This is a genomic window from Oceanobacillus sp. FSL W7-1309 (assembly GCF_038002145.1).
In the GTDB taxonomy this organism is placed as follows: domain Bacteria; phylum Bacillota; class Bacilli; order Bacillales; family Amphibacillaceae; genus Oceanobacillus; species Oceanobacillus profundus.
On sequence record NZ_JBBOBX010000002.1, the window covers coordinates 1,642,274 to 1,657,681 of the forward strand.

Annotated in this window: 12 protein-coding genes; 5 read left to right on the forward strand and 7 right to left on the reverse strand. The window is 36.8% G+C overall.

Annotation, left to right across the window (positions count from 1 at the left end; all coding sequences use genetic code 11):
* Positions 1-52 precede the first annotated feature (52 nt).
* From NST46_RS20780 to NST46_RS20790, 3 genes are all read right to left on the reverse strand, one after another.
* Positions 53-874, reverse strand: coding sequence for a S1C family serine protease (locus NST46_RS20780; protein WP_118888686.1), 822 nt, complete (start codon positions 872-874; stop codon positions 53-55).
* A gap of 401 nt (positions 875-1,275) precedes the next feature.
* Positions 1,276-3,315, reverse strand: coding sequence for an ABC transporter ATP-binding protein (locus NST46_RS20785; protein WP_118888685.1), 2,040 nt, complete (start codon positions 3,313-3,315; stop codon positions 1,276-1,278).
* Positions 3,315-5,063, reverse strand: coding sequence for an ABC transporter ATP-binding protein (locus NST46_RS20790; RefSeq protein WP_251660636.1), 1,749 nt, complete (start codon positions 5,061-5,063; stop codon positions 3,315-3,317). Before NST46_RS20790 ends, NST46_RS20785 begins: the two co-directional genes overlap by 1 nt.
* A 539-nt stretch (positions 5,064-5,602) precedes the next feature.
* Between NST46_RS20790 and NST46_RS20795 the strand changes: the two genes are divergently transcribed.
* Positions 5,603-6,406, forward strand: coding sequence for a TIGR00266 family protein (locus NST46_RS20795; RefSeq protein ID WP_251660634.1), 804 nt, complete (start codon positions 5,603-5,605; stop codon positions 6,404-6,406).
* A 130-nt stretch (positions 6,407-6,536) separates the two neighbouring features.
* On the opposite strand, the gene NST46_RS20800 is transcribed toward NST46_RS20795, so the two are convergent.
* The gene (locus NST46_RS20800) at positions 6,537-6,773 is read right to left on the reverse strand and encodes a FeoC-like transcriptional regulator (RefSeq protein WP_341137695.1); all 237 of its coding nucleotides are present in this window, start codon (positions 6,771-6,773) and stop codon (positions 6,537-6,539) included.
* 173 nt (positions 6,774-6,946) lie between these two features.
* On the opposite strand from NST46_RS20800, the gene NST46_RS20805 reads away from it, so the two are divergent.
* Complete coding sequence (locus NST46_RS20805; RefSeq protein WP_341137696.1) at positions 6,947-7,498, forward strand: beta-class carbonic anhydrase; 552 nt, start codon at positions 6,947-6,949, stop codon at positions 7,496-7,498.
* Positions 7,499-7,666: 168 nt separating this feature from the next.
* Here NST46_RS20805 and NST46_RS20810 read toward each other — a convergent pair whose 3' ends face one another.
* The gene (locus NST46_RS20810) at positions 7,667-8,686 is read right to left on the reverse strand and encodes a DUF3231 family protein (protein ID WP_341137697.1); all 1,020 of its coding nucleotides are present in this window, start codon (positions 8,684-8,686) and stop codon (positions 7,667-7,669) included.
* A 108-nt stretch (positions 8,687-8,794) separates the two neighbouring features.
* Positions 8,795-10,219 carry an SLC13 family permease gene (locus NST46_RS20815; protein ID WP_341137698.1) on the reverse strand — a complete coding sequence of 475 codons (1,425 nt, stop codon included), beginning with the start codon at positions 10,217-10,219 and terminating at the stop codon, positions 8,795-8,797.
* Positions 10,220-10,399: 180 nt separating this feature from the next.
* On the opposite strand from NST46_RS20815, the gene NST46_RS20820 reads away from it, so the two are divergent.
* Genes NST46_RS20820 through NST46_RS20830 form a run of 3 tightly spaced genes read left to right on the forward strand, consistent with a single transcriptional unit; the run spans position 10,400 to position 14,178 of the window.
* Positions 10,400-11,902: a spore germination protein gene (locus tag NST46_RS20820; RefSeq protein ID WP_341137699.1), complete on the forward strand. Its 1,503-nt coding sequence runs from the start codon at positions 10,400-10,402 to the stop codon at positions 11,900-11,902.
* A gap of 9 nt (positions 11,903-11,911) precedes the next feature.
* On the forward strand, positions 11,912-13,027 hold the full coding sequence (locus NST46_RS20825; RefSeq protein ID WP_095309778.1) for a GerAB/ArcD/ProY family transporter: 1,116 nt from the start codon (positions 11,912-11,914) through the stop codon (positions 13,025-13,027).
* Positions 13,024-14,178: a Ger(x)C family spore germination protein gene (locus NST46_RS20830; protein WP_341137700.1), complete on the forward strand. Its 1,155-nt coding sequence runs from the start codon at positions 13,024-13,026 to the stop codon at positions 14,176-14,178. Before NST46_RS20825 ends, NST46_RS20830 begins: the two co-directional genes overlap by 4 nt.
* A gap of 55 nt (positions 14,179-14,233) precedes the next feature.
* Here the strand turns inward: NST46_RS20830 and NST46_RS20835 are convergent, their stop codons facing one another.
* The gene (locus NST46_RS20835; RefSeq protein WP_303448541.1) at positions 14,234-15,304 is read right to left on the reverse strand and encodes an undecaprenyldiphospho-muramoylpentapeptide beta-N-acetylglucosaminyltransferase; all 1,071 of its coding nucleotides are present in this window, start codon (positions 15,302-15,304) and stop codon (positions 14,234-14,236) included.
* Positions 15,305-15,408 lie beyond the last annotated feature (104 nt).

Sequence of the window (15,408 nt, forward strand, 5' to 3'; positions counted from 1 at the left end):
AAGGTTTTATAAGGTACATACCCTTCTTAAAAACAATAAAACCCAGGAATACTTATTCCTGGGCATACTCGTGAAAGTAGTCAATCGATATAAACAGTCCAACTTTACCGTGGTTCTCATGTTCAAGCGTTGCAAATATAACACCAATTACCTCACCGTTCTGATTAATAACAGGGCTCCCACTATTTCCTCGATAGACTGGAGCATCCAGCATAAATACACGTTCATTCCAATCGGATAATTGGGTATCGCCAATAATTGTTCCCTCATTTGCAATTCCATTAAATCGCAAAGGATTACCAATGAATCGAATGGGTTCATTTTCTTGAATATTTGGATCTTGGGCTAATGATAAGGATGGCAGTCCTGTTTCATTCACTTCAAGAACGGCTAAATCAATTTCTGGAAATTGTTCGGTAACTTCTGCAGTAAATAAACCATCCTCAGGGAATGCAACAGTCACTTGCTCTTCTCCTTCAACAACATGATGGTTCGTTAAAATAGTGCCATTTGCAGAAATAGAAAATCCGGTTCCCTTGCTGTTATCTGTCTCTACAACGACAACAGCTTCTTTAAACGTTCGGATATCTTCTTCAGCTGACAGCTTAGCAGATGTAACGAGAAAATCAAATGCAGGTATCGAAAAGGTTTGCGGTATTAGGGCGAAGAGATTAAATACTAAAGCGAAGGCGATCAGCCAAAACGCCCATTTCGGAAAGGAACGCTTTGGAGCTTTTTCTTCCTCAGAACGACGAGCTCGCTCTAAAGCCTTTCTACGCTCTTCCTGTACAAGCTCATATAATTCCTCGTCATCAAACTCTTCAAATAAGTCCCCATCAAGTTGATCATCTTTTTTATCTTGTTTATGATCCATAAGCCACCTCGCGTGAAACATAATTGAAAACAAAAGCGCCCGTTTTAGCGACGTACGGACTGCGCCCCTTACTTTAAGGGTGGTTCGAGGTATCGAACATTTTTACGTAGGAGATCACTCCAAAGTATAAGATGATCTAAGACTTTTGCTCTCACGGGCGCAAAGTCAAGTTCATCTAAAAGGAAACATGCCATGTAAAGGGGAGAGGCCAACGTAGGCTTTAACTAAGGTTTAGTTGGCCATCCTTTACCTAGAGTCGATTCCCGATTTCACCACAAGGGTATAAATACGACTAAGCCTCATGTCTTGCAGTCGCAAGTCTTCTTTATCGTCTCATGAGGTGAGGGAAATCTCGCTATCACTTAAGCGCTGGAGCTGGACTAGAACATCCAAACGCAAATTTACACAGCAGCTTTAACCTTTCCTTGCTGCATTTGGTACATCTGATAATATAAACCTTGCTGTTCAATTAGTTTATCATGATTTCCTTGTTCTTTGATAGTTCCATGGTCGAGAACAAAAATAATATCAGCTTGTTGGATTGTTGATAAACGGTGTGCAATAACAAGTGTTGTTCTTCCTTCCTTCAACACTTTTAATGCTTCCTGAATAATATTCTCTGTCTCCGTATCAATATTTGCGGTTGCCTCATCTAAAATTAAAATAGCCGGATCAAAGGCGAGTGCACGTGCAAAAGATATAAGCTGACGTTCTCCTAGTGAGAATGTGGTGCCTCCTTCTGTAACAACCTCATCATAAGTGTTCGGTAATTTATCAATAAACCGGTTTGCTCCGACAGCATGTAAAGCGCTTATTGCAGCTTCTCTGCTGATTTTCGGATCATTCATCGTTACATTCGAAATAATCGTACCCGAGAATAAAAATGGATCCTGTAAAACGATTCCCATATGACTTCTTACTTGCTGCCTCGCCCAATCTCTCGTATTGTATCCATCAATCCTGATTGAACCTTTTTGCGCATCATAGAATCGAAATAATAAATTCATAATCGAGCTTTTACCTGATCCAGTATGACCGACAAATGCTGCTGTCTGACCTTCGTTAATTTCAAATGAGATATCATTTAGAACATAATCTTTTTCGTTATAGGCAAATGAAACATGATCAAAGACAATCTTCCCGCGATATTTTTCAATTTGCTTATTCTCTACAGCTTCTCCATCATGATCCAATAATTCAAATACACGCGCACCAGCAACACGTGCTTGTTCTAAGAGCGGCAGCTGGTTCACAATATCTGTAACTGGTTCAAATAATCTTGTAATATAATCGACGAATGCATAAAGCATACCGATGGATATAACACTTGTCAGTTCAAGCGAAGAAGAGCCGAAGTACCAAATAAAACCAACAAAAGTCAAATTTCGAATAACCGTTACAAGATTATATGATGTCAACGCACTCAATTTAATCAGCTTTTTCTGATACGTATAATTGCGTTCATTCAATACCTCAAATTCCTCTTTTGTCTTCTTTTCACGATTAAACGCTTGAATTACCGGCATTCCTTGAATAGCTTCACTAATATTTCCATTTATTTGGCTGATCGTTTTCCGGATAACCTTATTGTATTTTGTTCCAAAGTATTTATAAGCTTTCATCCAACCATATAGCAACGGGAGAATGAGCAGACACATCATCGCAAGCTTAGCATCTAGAATAAATAGGGCAATAAAAATCCCTCCCATGTATACCGCACTTGTCACGATAATCGCTAATACCCTTTCATATAAATCACGAATTGCTTCCGTATCGTTTGTAATTCTGGCAACAATTGTTCCTGCAGGCTGATCGACAAAATAATCAATTGGAATTCGCTGTGTATGCGCAAATAAATCCGTTCGCATTTTTTTAACAATTTGATTTGCAGCTTTTTGCAGAAGAAATGTTTTATAAAATTGAAATATCCCAGCAATGACAAGCAATCCTATATATAGTCCAAGCAGTAGTAAAATTGGCCGTTGTTCCGGTTTAAAGAAAGGATAAGCTTCTGTTAAGGCGAGACGCTCCCCTCCATAATGAAACGTCCCTTCTGCTGTTGTAATGCTAATTTGATTATCATTCGCATTCGCATCTCGTTTCCCATCTAATGGCGCCCTATCATGAATAAAATGATATGCTGTGCCTATTTGAAGCAATGTAACAGCCTCGCCTATTGTCTCATCAGAAGCAGTTAAGCGGTCTACCCGCTTGAAAGACCCGCCATCATAATCCACCGTATAGCGATCATCATTTTCCGCAACTTCCTGCCAATAGCCTTCAACACCAAGTATATGGTCATCAATAACTATTTTCGCAATGAACGGTCCAGCCAATTCCATCGCAACAGCTATCATTAAGCAGAACAAACCAATGATAATTCTTTTTTTATAGTGTAAAGCATAGTGAAATAATCGCTTTTCTGTTGATGGCTTTTTCATTACATCGCCACCTCCCCATCCTCCAACTGTTGCTGTTGGTACTGCTTTTTATACCAACCATCCAACTGCATTAATTGTTCATGTGTTCCTTCTTCGGCTATTCTTCCATCCTCTAACACGATAATGTGATCTGCATGTGTCACTGCAGATAGACGATGGGCTGCTATGAAGGTTGTTTTATGCTGCCTTTCTGTTCTTAAATGGACAAGAATTTTCGCTTCTGTCTTACCATCTACCGCAGACATTGAATCATCTAGAATCAAAATCTCTGGGTCCTTAATAAAAGCCCGTGCAAGCGCAACACGTTGCTTCTGACCACCAGATAAAGTAATCCCGCTTTCTCCGACCTGGGTGTCCAGCCCATTCGGCAGCTGCTTTATATCATCGAGAAAATGCGCTAGCTCCATCACACGAAAAATTTCCTCATCGGTTGCATCGGCTTTACCAAACTGAATATTTTCCCGAATTGATTTGGAAAACATCATTTGATCCTGTGGAACATAACCAATCCAGTCTCTAATTTGCTCCAATCGAATAGCATTTAAATTGATATCGGAAACCTTAATCTCTCCTTCTACTCCAGGATATTGCCGGAGTAAAAGCTTAAACAATGTTGTTTTTCCAGCTCCAGTTTTCCCTACAACACCAATTGTTTGACCACTTTTCACCTGTAAAAGTATTTCACTCAATTGCTTTCTTTCAACGGATGGATAGGCGAAAGATACATTGTGGAAATCGATGGAATGAACACCGGAAACAGATTTGGGTTCGGTCGTTTCCTTAACATCTGCTTCGTAGGATAGAGTTGCGTTTACACGGTCCAAGGATGCATTACCGCGTTGTAAAATGTTAATTAATTCTCCAACAGCGAACATTGGCCAAATCAGCATGCCTAAATACACATTAAATGTAACAAGGTCACCAAGCGTTATGATACTTTCAAATACAAGAAATGCACCATAACCAATTCCAATTGTATAAGATAGCCCAACTAAAATTTTCATCGTTGGCTCGAATAATGCATCAATTTTTGCAACTTCAATGTTTTTCTCGTATACATGATTTGTTCTGGTTTCAAATCGATCTGCATCTTGTTTTTCCTGAACAAATGCCCGAATAACACGCACTCCTCGAATTGATTCCAGTACTTCATTGTTCATTTCTCCAAAAGCTGCTTGTGCTTCTGTAAAACGCGCGTGAATGGCTGAACCATATTTATTCATGACAATCGCCATAATTGGAAGCGGCAACAATGCTGCTAATGTTAGCTGCCAGCTGATTGTAAAGCCCATAACTGCAATAATCATTAACATAAAAATACTTGAATCCACAAGTGTCAGCACTCCGAATCCTGCAGTCTGACTAATTGCTTTCAGATCATTTGTAGATCTTGCCATTAAATCACCAGTTCGATGCTTTCCATAAAAAGTTGGCGTCATGCTAAGAAAATGTGAAATTAATCGACTTCGCATCCAGCGTTCTAGAATTACAGCTCCGCCAAATAACGTATAATCCCATAAATAGGATATTGCGTAATGGATAATAGTGAGAACGAGATATCCTAAAATAAGTGCAACTAATAATTGCATTGTTAATGAACCAAATTGGATTTGATCGATCGTTAACCCGACAAGCTTCGGGGGGATAAGTCCAATCGCACTTGCAATAATTAAAAAGATAATTGCTATTACATATCGCTTCCAGTAATACTTAAAAAACCAATCCAATTTCTTGAATACCTGAAACATTTTTTCACCTTCTAATCTACTTGTTTTTTCCCTTCATTAAGACACAAAAATAGCACACGCCTATGACGTGTGCACATAAATAGGTTAGAAAACGAGAGGTCTCACTTGCGTATAGCAAGTGTCTTCGTTAGCCTTATTCAGACAGAAAATGTTTACTTTCCACCTGACAAGAAATACCCCTTTATAATACAAATGGTCACAGACATCTGTAACCATTCAATGATTCATCCGATACTTAAATAGCTAAGAATCATTCGCATCCTTCATGAAGGTCACAGTACATATAAAATTCATTCGGTTTATGATAATTACCTTTTCCATGGTAGTGACCTCCTTTTCCGTTTCATTTTCAATTCCCAAGTAATTATATTATTTAGATAGTTTTTCGTCAATAGTTTTTTGAAAATTTTTTATTTCCTTTGAGATTACGAAATAGGATTTGTATTATTGGACAAAAATATAATACTTAAATCATTTTTTGAATCCTTTTCGTATTCTATGATGTATTACAGTTAATTCATAAAAAGGGAGTGGAAAAATTGAATAACCATGAGATTGATTACAAGTTATATGGCGATGATATGCAGTTTGTAGAAGTAGAGTTAGACCCGTCCGAAACGGTTATTGCAGAAGCTGGAAGCTTAATGATGATGGATGATCAAATACGAATGGAAACCATTTTCGGTGATGGCTCCACCAAGCAAACTGGTGGAATCATGGGCAAGCTGATCGGAGCTGGAAAAAGATTAGTTACTGGAGAAAGCTTATTTATGACAACATTTACGAACGAAGGAACTGGTAAAAAACATGTTTCGTTTGCTTCTCCATACCCCGGAAAAATTATTCCAATGGATCTAAGTGAATTGAATGGAGAGTTAATCTGTCAAAAGGATGCATTTTTAGCAGCTGCGAAAGGCGTATCTGTTGGAATCGCATTACAACGGCGCATTGGAACAGGTTTCTTTGGTGGAGAAGGATTTATCATGCAAAAGCTCGAAGGAGATGGCCTAGCATTTGTCCATGCAGGCGGAACCATTCATCGAAGAGATTTAAAATCAGGTGAGATTCTTCGAGTAGATACCGGTTGTCTCGTCGCGATGACAGGCAATATTGATTATGACATTGAATATGTTGGTGGCATTAAAACGGCATTATTTGGAGGTGAGGGTTTATTTTTCGCTACTTTACGCGGTCCCGGGACTGTCTGGATTCAATCCTTGCCATTTAGCAGACTCGCAAGCAGAGTATTTGCAGCAGCCCCTCAACGAACAGGCTCAGATTCTAAAGGGGAAGGTAGTATTGCAGGCGGACTATTTGATTTATTAGGTGGAGATCGTAAATAACATTATTGACATTCTTCTAATTTCTATCTGTTTTACATTACTTCACACGATATAAATCTATTACATGAAAAAAGAGAATGGCTCAATAATTTGAGTTATTCTCTTTTGGTATATTTTATAAGGGGGATCCTCAATGTAATTCAGATTCTAATTCACCCTTGCGATTATGGCCTAAATAAACCATATCTTCTACTTTTTCCAACGATACTTTGGTGTATCGTGAAATTTCTGCAAGCGATACATGAGGATTTTTCTGGACAAAGTTGCGAACTTGTTCACTGTCCCTTAAGCATGTTGGACACATCATAAACGGACTGCTTTTCATCGGTTCTTTGCACAATCGACAATTTCGAACAAATTCTTTCATTTCCTCACCCCTTTAAAGTATTACTTCCATAATACAACATATTTATTTAACTAACAATCACAATTTGGAATTATTAGAAAAATAATGCTTTAGTCACGCCTTTTAGCTTTTTTATTTCCTATTGTGCAAAAAACTGATATAGTTTTATAAAAGATAAAGTAGGAGTTGATTGGATGCATTTAGATGAAATGTTAGAGTTCAACAAACAATTCGTGGAGAATAAACAATATACAGCATATAAAACAGATACATATCCCAACAAAAGGATGATTGTTTTTACATGTATGGATTCACGCTTAGTCGAATTATTGCACAAAGCATTAAACATTCAAAACGGAGACGTAAAAATGGTCAAAAATGCTGGTGCAATCATTCGTAAGCCGTTTGATAGCATCATGAAAAGCATTCTTGTTGCCGTTTTTAACCTTAAAGCTGAAGAGGTTGTCGTGATTGGTCACCATAATTGTGGAATGTCGAATGTAGATACTGAAGCCCTTAAGAAAACAATGATAAATCGTGGAATTGATGAAGAGAAAATAAACACATTAACCCATAGTGGAATCAGCCTTGACGAGGAATTTCACGGTTTTGAAACTGTAGAAGAATCCGTCATGCAAAGTGTTGGCATCATTCGAAACCATCCATTGCTGCCGAAAGAAGTAAAAGTGCATGGTCTAGTTATTAACCCTGATACGGGTAAAGTAGATATTGTTACAAAAGAATAGAAATAGGTACTAACTACTGCTTTTCTTTTAAAGCAGTAGTCTATTTGTATATTATTGAGGATAGTAAATAAAGTACAATCTGCCTTCAATATCAATTGCCTTTGCGGGTTTGTTCTTTAGACTTTTATTGCAAAGAATCGTAGAAAAAAGCTAATTCATCAAAATTGATCAGCTTTTCTCTTTATTTTTGGCTAATTTTTTCCGATCTTTAATTCCTGGTGGTTGTTCCAGCCAATTATGTTTAATCATAAGATCGGCCCCACTTTTGGCTAAGCGGGTAATTTCTAATGATAATCGTTCGTAATTGACCGCTAAGTCCAATCGTTGACTAGCAGCTGCAGCAGTGGCATAGTTCCCAATCCCCGCTGCACTTATAAGTGACATATGAAACATCATCAATTTATCTGAAAATGTTTGTGTTGTCGAATCACTTACAGAGACATCAGGTACTTGTGGCGCATCAATATCATCCTTCAAAAATGTATCCACAAAAATTTTAGTATGTTTTTGCGAAATTTCCTTTCCTCTTAGCATAAAATCTTGTACTTCTTTGGACGGAGAGGTTTGAGCAAAGGCAAGACATAATTTTACTCCCATCACGTTTGTTAGTATGTTCATATATAGATGGGAAATTTCAACTGCGTTCAATGGTCGTTTGTCACTAAATGGATTGAAGCCACTGTAATATTTCTTACTGTCCACATAATCCGTTTCTTTCGGAACTTCAATATATGGGTGCCTGCCGTTAATTCCCTTATTAACAGCAATTTTAAGTGATTCATTATAAAGATTCGTGATTTTACTCAAACCCATCGAAAAATAATTACATATATCTTCTCTTGTACTCATTGAAAGAAAACCACCGTATGCCAACATTCCCACTTTAGACATATGATTTACATAGGTTAAACAAAACGCATCTGTAAAAAGCCATGGAGCATTAATGTTAACGTCTTGTTCGTTAAAACCATTTGGAATGGCGTATCGTTCTTTTTCAAAAATGGATACCAATAGTTCCAGATGTTTGGAAGAAATGTCATAGGAAAGTTGAATAACAGGTTTTATATCTGGATCTTCAATATGCTTCAGCATATAGCCTAAAACGCACTTCGACATACTATCATTCATATATCCAGTCCAAAGTGAAGCAATTTCACCTGATGTTAAATATATTTTCTTTTCACTCATTCTGGTCCTCCTAAAGCGATGATAGACTTAATATGCGCAAACAATTTTAGTTTATGTAAAGGTTTCCTGTTTAGTTATCCGTCGAGGAAGGGATGAAGCGAACCAACATTACCAATAAAAAAATACTGACAAAATAGCAATGATAACAAACAAAATACTAGTTAACATCCCAAATACGTATTGCTCTCTTCTTGAAAAAATCCCCGTTCCATATGCCAAATAAGTTGTTGTTGTATGAATAGGCAAAATCATCATCCCTCCAATAATCATGACAACTAAAAATGCAAGCTGTATTGGCGGTATTCCAATTAATTCTGAATAAGAAATAACGATTGGGAAAATAACAACTATTGCTGAAGAAGGGACAATAAAGAAAAAGCGCAAAACAAAAACAATGAAAGCAATAATCACTACTTTTATAACAATACTCGTACCTTCTGGAATAAAACCAATTAGTAAATTGGCTAATGCTTCTGCGGTACCATTACTTTCTAATAGCAATCCCAACGAAAAAGATGCACCAAGCAATAAGAAATTTTCCCAATCATAATCTCGAAGCATACGGTTGGTGACTAACCCTATTTTTGGAATAGCATAAAATGCAACTAATAGCATTGGTGGAAGTAAGAGCGGAACTTTCTCTTGATCTGTTACAATCCAAACGATAATCATTAAAAAAAAGCTTACTAATACAAACCAAAACTTAGTGGAAAACACCTCACCTCTCTCCTCGTTAATATCTTTTTCCTTGTTCAAAAAGGTCGTTATTTTTTCATCGGGCATCGTCATTTTTAGATAGTACCATACAAATAAAACCATAAAAATCGAACCTAACCAAAGTGGAGGGGCTATCATTATAAACCATTCCACCCACCCTAAATCAGCTATATTATAATCACGAATCAACTGAGAAGCGAGTATCGGGAAGCCACCACCAGTAAAAATAACAGTGGTAACATTTTGATTTAACATCCCGATGATATAAAGACTATACTTTTGAAAAATACTCTTCTCTGCAAATCCATATAAATAATTCATGTTCTGAATCAATGGAAAAAGTATCTTAAACCGAGCTACTGCTGAGGGCAGAATAATCGGTGAGATCAATACAAATAATGGCAATCCGATAATAATAAATCGAATACCACCCCTACTGCATCTTATTAAAAATCGAGAAACAACCTGATCCAACCCCACTTTCACCAGTACGTGACTAATGATGGATAGCAATAATATAAAATAGATGGCAGGAGATAAAAAACCTGCCAATACCTCTTCAACTGTATCTACTAAGTTCAGCAAAAGCATAAGTGCCAGTATTAAAAAGCTGCTCGCACCTGTTGGAATTGGTGCGGCTATCCATAAATAGACTGCAAATACTAGTAACCCTAAGGTTAACTGTTGATCGACAGAAAAATCCTCTAAAGCGGAAAGTCCTCCACTCAAAAAAATTGTAACCGCTAAAGTAAATAAAAAAAGATATACAATTATTCTTATCTGCTTATGTAAGTCTGTATTAGAAGTAAATTTCATCAATCATAATCCTTTTTACTACATATTTGTATATTTATTTAAATCAGATTCTGATAATTCAATATTAACACAATTAGACTTTTACAAAAAAATATTTTTAAATAAACGTCAATTGCTACTCATATTTCTTTTATTTATCGGCATACTAAGTCAAGCTAAGCTGTGATGGAGGGACGACCTATGAGAAAAAGAATGAAACGTTCATCCAAAAACGTGTTTCCTCTGAAAATTGATGAACTAGAGCAACTAATGAGAAGTGAGTTTGATAAAAGCCCAGATTTAAGTTTTAGCAAATACGAACATCAAAATAAAAAAATTGCAGTATTTTTCATTCCCTATCAAGTGCAGCCGGATAGAGTAGAAAATCTGCTATTAACACCATTATTAGAGAGTAAGGAAGAATGGTCAAATACTGCTATTCTTAATAAAATACCGTTAAATTCAGGTAAAGAATATCAACAAATGGATGAAATTCTCCCAGGACTCATAACCGGTAAAGTTATGATTTATATTGAGGATGAAGCAGCTGTTGTATCCTATGATTTTTTAAACAAAGAAAAACGTTCTTTAGAAGGAGCCGAGACGGAATCCGTTGTTATTGGGCCGAAAATAGCCTTCACAGAATCATTGGTTACGAATTTAAATGTGATTCGCTGGAATATTCGTACACCAGATCTGGCAATAGAAGAGATAACAATAGGTAAAAGAGCTCCACGTGAGGTCCGATTAATTTATTTGAAATCGCTTGCCAACGATACGGATGTAGACACAATGAGACAACGTTTAAATGAATTGGATGTCGATAATGTTGAAGATAGTAATGTACTCATGCAATACATCGAGGACGACTCTGCGTCCATATTTCCACAATTTCATACAACCGAGTTGCCTGACCGTACTTCATATGCCATTTTAAAAGGAAAAATTGCAGTATTAATGGAAAATAGCCCGTCGGCATTAATTGCGCCATCGACCTTTTTTAGTTTTTTTGAATCAACGGAAGACTTATACATGCGCTGGAATTCAGGTTCACCTTTAAGGTTTATAAGATTTATGTCTATGTTCATCTCGGTCGTTCTGACCCCAATGTATGTTGCTGCAGTTACATTTCATTATGAAATTATACCAACGCAACTACTCATTTCAATTGGACAATCAAGAGCAGGAGTTCCCTTTCCTCCTGTATTTGAAGCATTATTTCTTGAGCTAATGATTGAATTATTACGTGAGGCTGGCGCAAGACTTCCAACGAAGGTAGGACAAACAATTGGTATCGTTGGTGGTGTTGTTGTCGGAACAGCTGCTGTTCAAGCTGGAATAACGAGTAATATATTAATTATCTTTATAACGATAAGTGCACTAGCATCCTTTACAGCTCCAAGTTATCAAATGGGTACTTCCATCAGACTGCTGCGTTTTCCAATGATTGTATTAGCAGGTATTCTAGGCTTGATTGGAATTATGTTCGGTTTATGTATGCTGATTATCCATTTATTAAAAATGACATCCTTAGGCAGACCATATCTGTCACCGATCTACCCAATTCGTTTTGAGGATTTAAACAAAGCATTATACCGGTTACCTCAAAATTTTCAGTACAAACGATTTATATCACTTTCTTTAAAAGATTCCATTCGTTTTTCTAAACGTAATGCTAATGAGAAAAAAGATATCGATGAGTAGGTGTCTCCTGTGGAAATTAATGTAAAAATAAAACCGAATATGCGTATTCAAGCATTTTATTTGTTTTTTATTATCGTTTCCATGCAAATTGGGGTTGGTATATTAGGTGTCCCACGATTAGTTTTTAGCGAGGCAAAGCAAGATTCCTGGATATCCATCTTAGTGGCGGCTGCTTACATTATTATCGTGTTATTGGTAATGCTGCTCATTCTTAAACAATATGATAATGCGGATATTCACGGTATTCATCGTGATATTTTTGGAAAGTGGCTTGGGAATATATTCAGCACGGTCTACATCTTATATTTTGGGATTGCTTTTTACTCTGTGCTATTAACATATATCGAGGTCGTTAAAGTATTTGTATTTCCTGATGTAAGCAATTTTGTAATGGGGCTGCTGCTCATTTCTCTCACTATTTATGGTGTCCTAGGTGGCTTGCGAGTTATTATAGGCGTTAGTTTCGTCTTTGGGGTCCTAGCTAATTGGATCCTATTTTTATTAATTCATCCTGCACTGCAAATCGATTTTAATCATTACCTGCCACTTTTTCAAGCACCTTTTGTCGATTTATTAAAAGGTGCAAGGGCTACTTCCTATACATTTATGGGATTTGAAATTCTATTTTTGGTTTATCCTTTTATCCAAAATAAAAATAAAGTTAGGATTACGAGTCTATTAGCTGTCTCCTGGTCTGCTCTCCTTGTACTATCCGCAACAATGCTGGCGATAGGTTTCTTCAGTGCTGAACAGCTTGAACGCAGAGAGTGGGCTGTTCTTGTATTATTTAAAACCCAAAGCTTTCCCTTTGTTGAACGGTTTGATTACATCGTTGTCGCTGAATTGATGATGGTTGTTGTACCATCCCTGCTCTTTCTTATGTGGGGATTAACGTACAGTATGAAAAGAGTATATAAGGTCAAACAAAAACCAACATTGTATGTAGCTGCCATTATATTTTTAATTGGTACGTTCTTCTTTGAAAAGCATTTTGAAACGCAACGAGTTATTAATTTTGCTGAGCAGTTTGGATTCTGGTTTATTTATGTATATCCTTTTTTACTACTTCCATTGGTTTTATTCAAAAAGAGATTGAAGAAGCGAAAAGGAGCTGGATCCTCATGATAAAAAAAACAATTCTTTTGCTGATTTTCTCTGTCATTCTTACCTCCTGCGTACCCTATAAACAACTTGAGGAGCTAGGGATAATTAATACTCGTGGTGTAGACGTAACCGAAAACAATCGTGTTGAAACGACAATCATCGCTTACCAATTCGATGCGCAAAACCCACAAATAACGACATCTATTACTGGAATGGGGAAAACAATTAAAGGAGCACGTGAGAATGCCGGTTATAATACAAATTTTGAGTTAAGCCCCGGACAAATACGACTTGAATTATATGGCAAGGAAACTGCCGAGGAAGGAATTTTAGAATACCTAAGTACACTAGTTCGTGATGCACGTGTATCAGATACAATGCTAGTAGCTATTAGTAATATTACTGCAAATGAGGTCCTTACAGTGGGGCAAGAAGAATTGAATACCGATGTCGGTCAAATAATCCAAAGTTTAATTGAAAAGGAAGTAAGGGAGTATAGTATACCAAAAACCTCCTTACAAAATTTTTTGCATATTGAAGCAGATATTGGACAGGATCCCGTCGCTCCAATAATTGGTTTACGAAATAACAAACCAGCGATTGTCGGAATAGGCGCTTTTTCGAATGATAAGCTGGTTGGTGAGCTGCATATCGATCAAGCATTTCTAATTAATACCTTTTTAACAAATGTTAAAGGTACTCCAATGGAAGTTTCACTTCCGCGAGAACCATTTTTAGATTTTATCTTTAATAACGAAACGAATTCGATGCAACCAGATAAACTTGAAGATAAGGAACACTTGACCATACTAGTAAGAATATCGAAAGGTAAAGGTGATATAACATTAAAAAACATCGATGATCTCCACTTTGAGGCTAATGTTCATTTAGAAGTAGATCTATATGAAACATCAGAGTTACTCAGTGTAAAAAATGAAAAAATAGCAGCCATACTGGAAGAAGAAATTGAAAAAGAGTTTATGCGACAGTATGACGAACTATTGGCCAAACTCCAAGAGATGGATTCCGACCCATTAGGATTTGGAGGAATTTATCGAACAAAGAAAAAGGGGGAGCGTTTAACAGATACAGAGTGGAGGGAAAAATACCCAAACATTACAGTAGATTTCAATGTAAATGTAGATTTAATGCATTATGGAACAATACAGTAACAAACAAATCCAGACTAATAAATATACCCCCTGGCGTCCAAACCAGGGAGTATATTTATTTGCTTGTCGCATTAATAATTTCGATAACACGATCCCGCGATTTTTCACTTTTATATTCCTTCATCGTATCTATCATAATCGGTGCATATTCTTTTAATTGTAAAAGCTCATCTTTTAATGTTTGTTTTGTTAGTTTTTCCTCATCTATAACCCTAGCATAGCGTTTTTCCTGAAACGACTGCGCATTGATAATCTGATCCCCCCGGCTTGCACCTTTGGATAAAGGAACCAACAGCATAGGTATTCTTAATGCCAGAAATTCAAAGATTGCATTCGATCCAGCTCGAGACAGCACATAGTCTGAAGCAGCAAAAATATCCTTTAGCTCTTCATTAATATATTCAAATTGCACATATCCAGCTTTTTGAATCGAATGATCTATTTTGTCTCGTCCACAGATATGAATGATTTGAAAGTTCGTTAAAAGCTCATCCAAGCTTTCCCTCACGGTTTCGTTGATCTTATATGACCCGCCACTACCTCCCATGATGAGGAGTACAGGTAATTTTTTCGATAATCCGGCAAATTTCAAGCCACTATCCTTATCCCCTTTAAAAAGCTCATCGCGAACAACTGCGCCAACATATTCCGCTTTTTTCTCAGGCAGATATTGCATCGTTTCTGGAAATGTCGCAAGTACTTTTTTCGTAAATGGAATGGAGAGCTTATTTGCTAATCCTGGTGTATAATCTGATTCATGGATAACGGATGGCACGCCTCGTAATTTTGCAGCTGCAACAACAGGAACGGATACAAATCCTCCCTTAGAAAAGATAACTGCAGGCTTACGTTTACCAATTATCTTATACGCTTGCATTGTACCTTTTATCACCTTAAAAGGATCTTTTATATTTTCTTTCGACATGTAACGGCGAAGCTTTCCAGTGGATATTGGATGATAGGTTACTCCTTCGAGCTGTCCAATTAAGTCTCTTTCAATACCATTATAAGAGCCAATGTAATCAATTTCCCAGCCTTTTTCCTGATAGAATGGAATCAACGCTAAATTGACAATCACATGTCCAGCTGTTCCTCCACCAGTGAAAAGGATTCTTTTCTTTTTCATTGAAATGTACTTCCCTTCTTTCACAAATCAGCATAACCGAGTATAATAAAGGCTACGTCTTATTAGGATTACACTACTCTCTATCCTATTAGAAAACATACAAA

Bases quoted from the DNA above. Each gene is read 5' to 3' on its own strand.
- NST46_RS20780 (WP_118888686.1), bottom strand. From the start codon at position 874: ATGGATCATAAACAAGATAAAAAAGATGATCAACTTGATGGGGACTTA.
- NST46_RS20785 (WP_118888685.1), bottom strand. From the start codon at position 3,315: ATGAAAAAGCCATCAACAGAAAAGCGATTATTTCACTATGCTTTACAC.
- NST46_RS20790 (WP_251660636.1), bottom strand. From the start codon at position 5,063: ATGTTTCAGGTATTCAAGAAATTGGATTGGTTTTTTAAGTATTACTGG.
- NST46_RS20800 (WP_341137695.1), bottom strand. From the start codon at position 6,773: ATGAAAGAATTTGTTCGAAATTGTCGATTGTGCAAAGAACCGATGAAA.
- NST46_RS20805 (WP_341137696.1), top strand. From the start codon at position 6,947: ATGCATTTAGATGAAATGTTAGAGTTCAACAAACAATTCGTGGAGAAT.
- NST46_RS20810 (WP_341137697.1), bottom strand. From the start codon at position 8,686: ATGAGTGAAAAGAAAATATATTTAACATCAGGTGAAATTGCTTCACTT.
- NST46_RS20815 (WP_341137698.1), bottom strand. From the start codon at position 10,219: ATGAAATTTACTTCTAATACAGACTTACATAAGCAGATAAGAATAATT.
- NST46_RS20820 (WP_341137699.1), top strand. From the start codon at position 10,400: ATGAGAAAAAGAATGAAACGTTCATCCAAAAACGTGTTTCCTCTGAAA.
- NST46_RS20830 (WP_341137700.1), top strand. From the start codon at position 13,024: ATGATAAAAAAAACAATTCTTTTGCTGATTTTCTCTGTCATTCTTACC.
- NST46_RS20835 (WP_303448541.1), bottom strand. From the start codon at position 15,304: ATGAAAAAGAAAAGAATCCTTTTCACTGGTGGAGGAACAGCTGGACAT.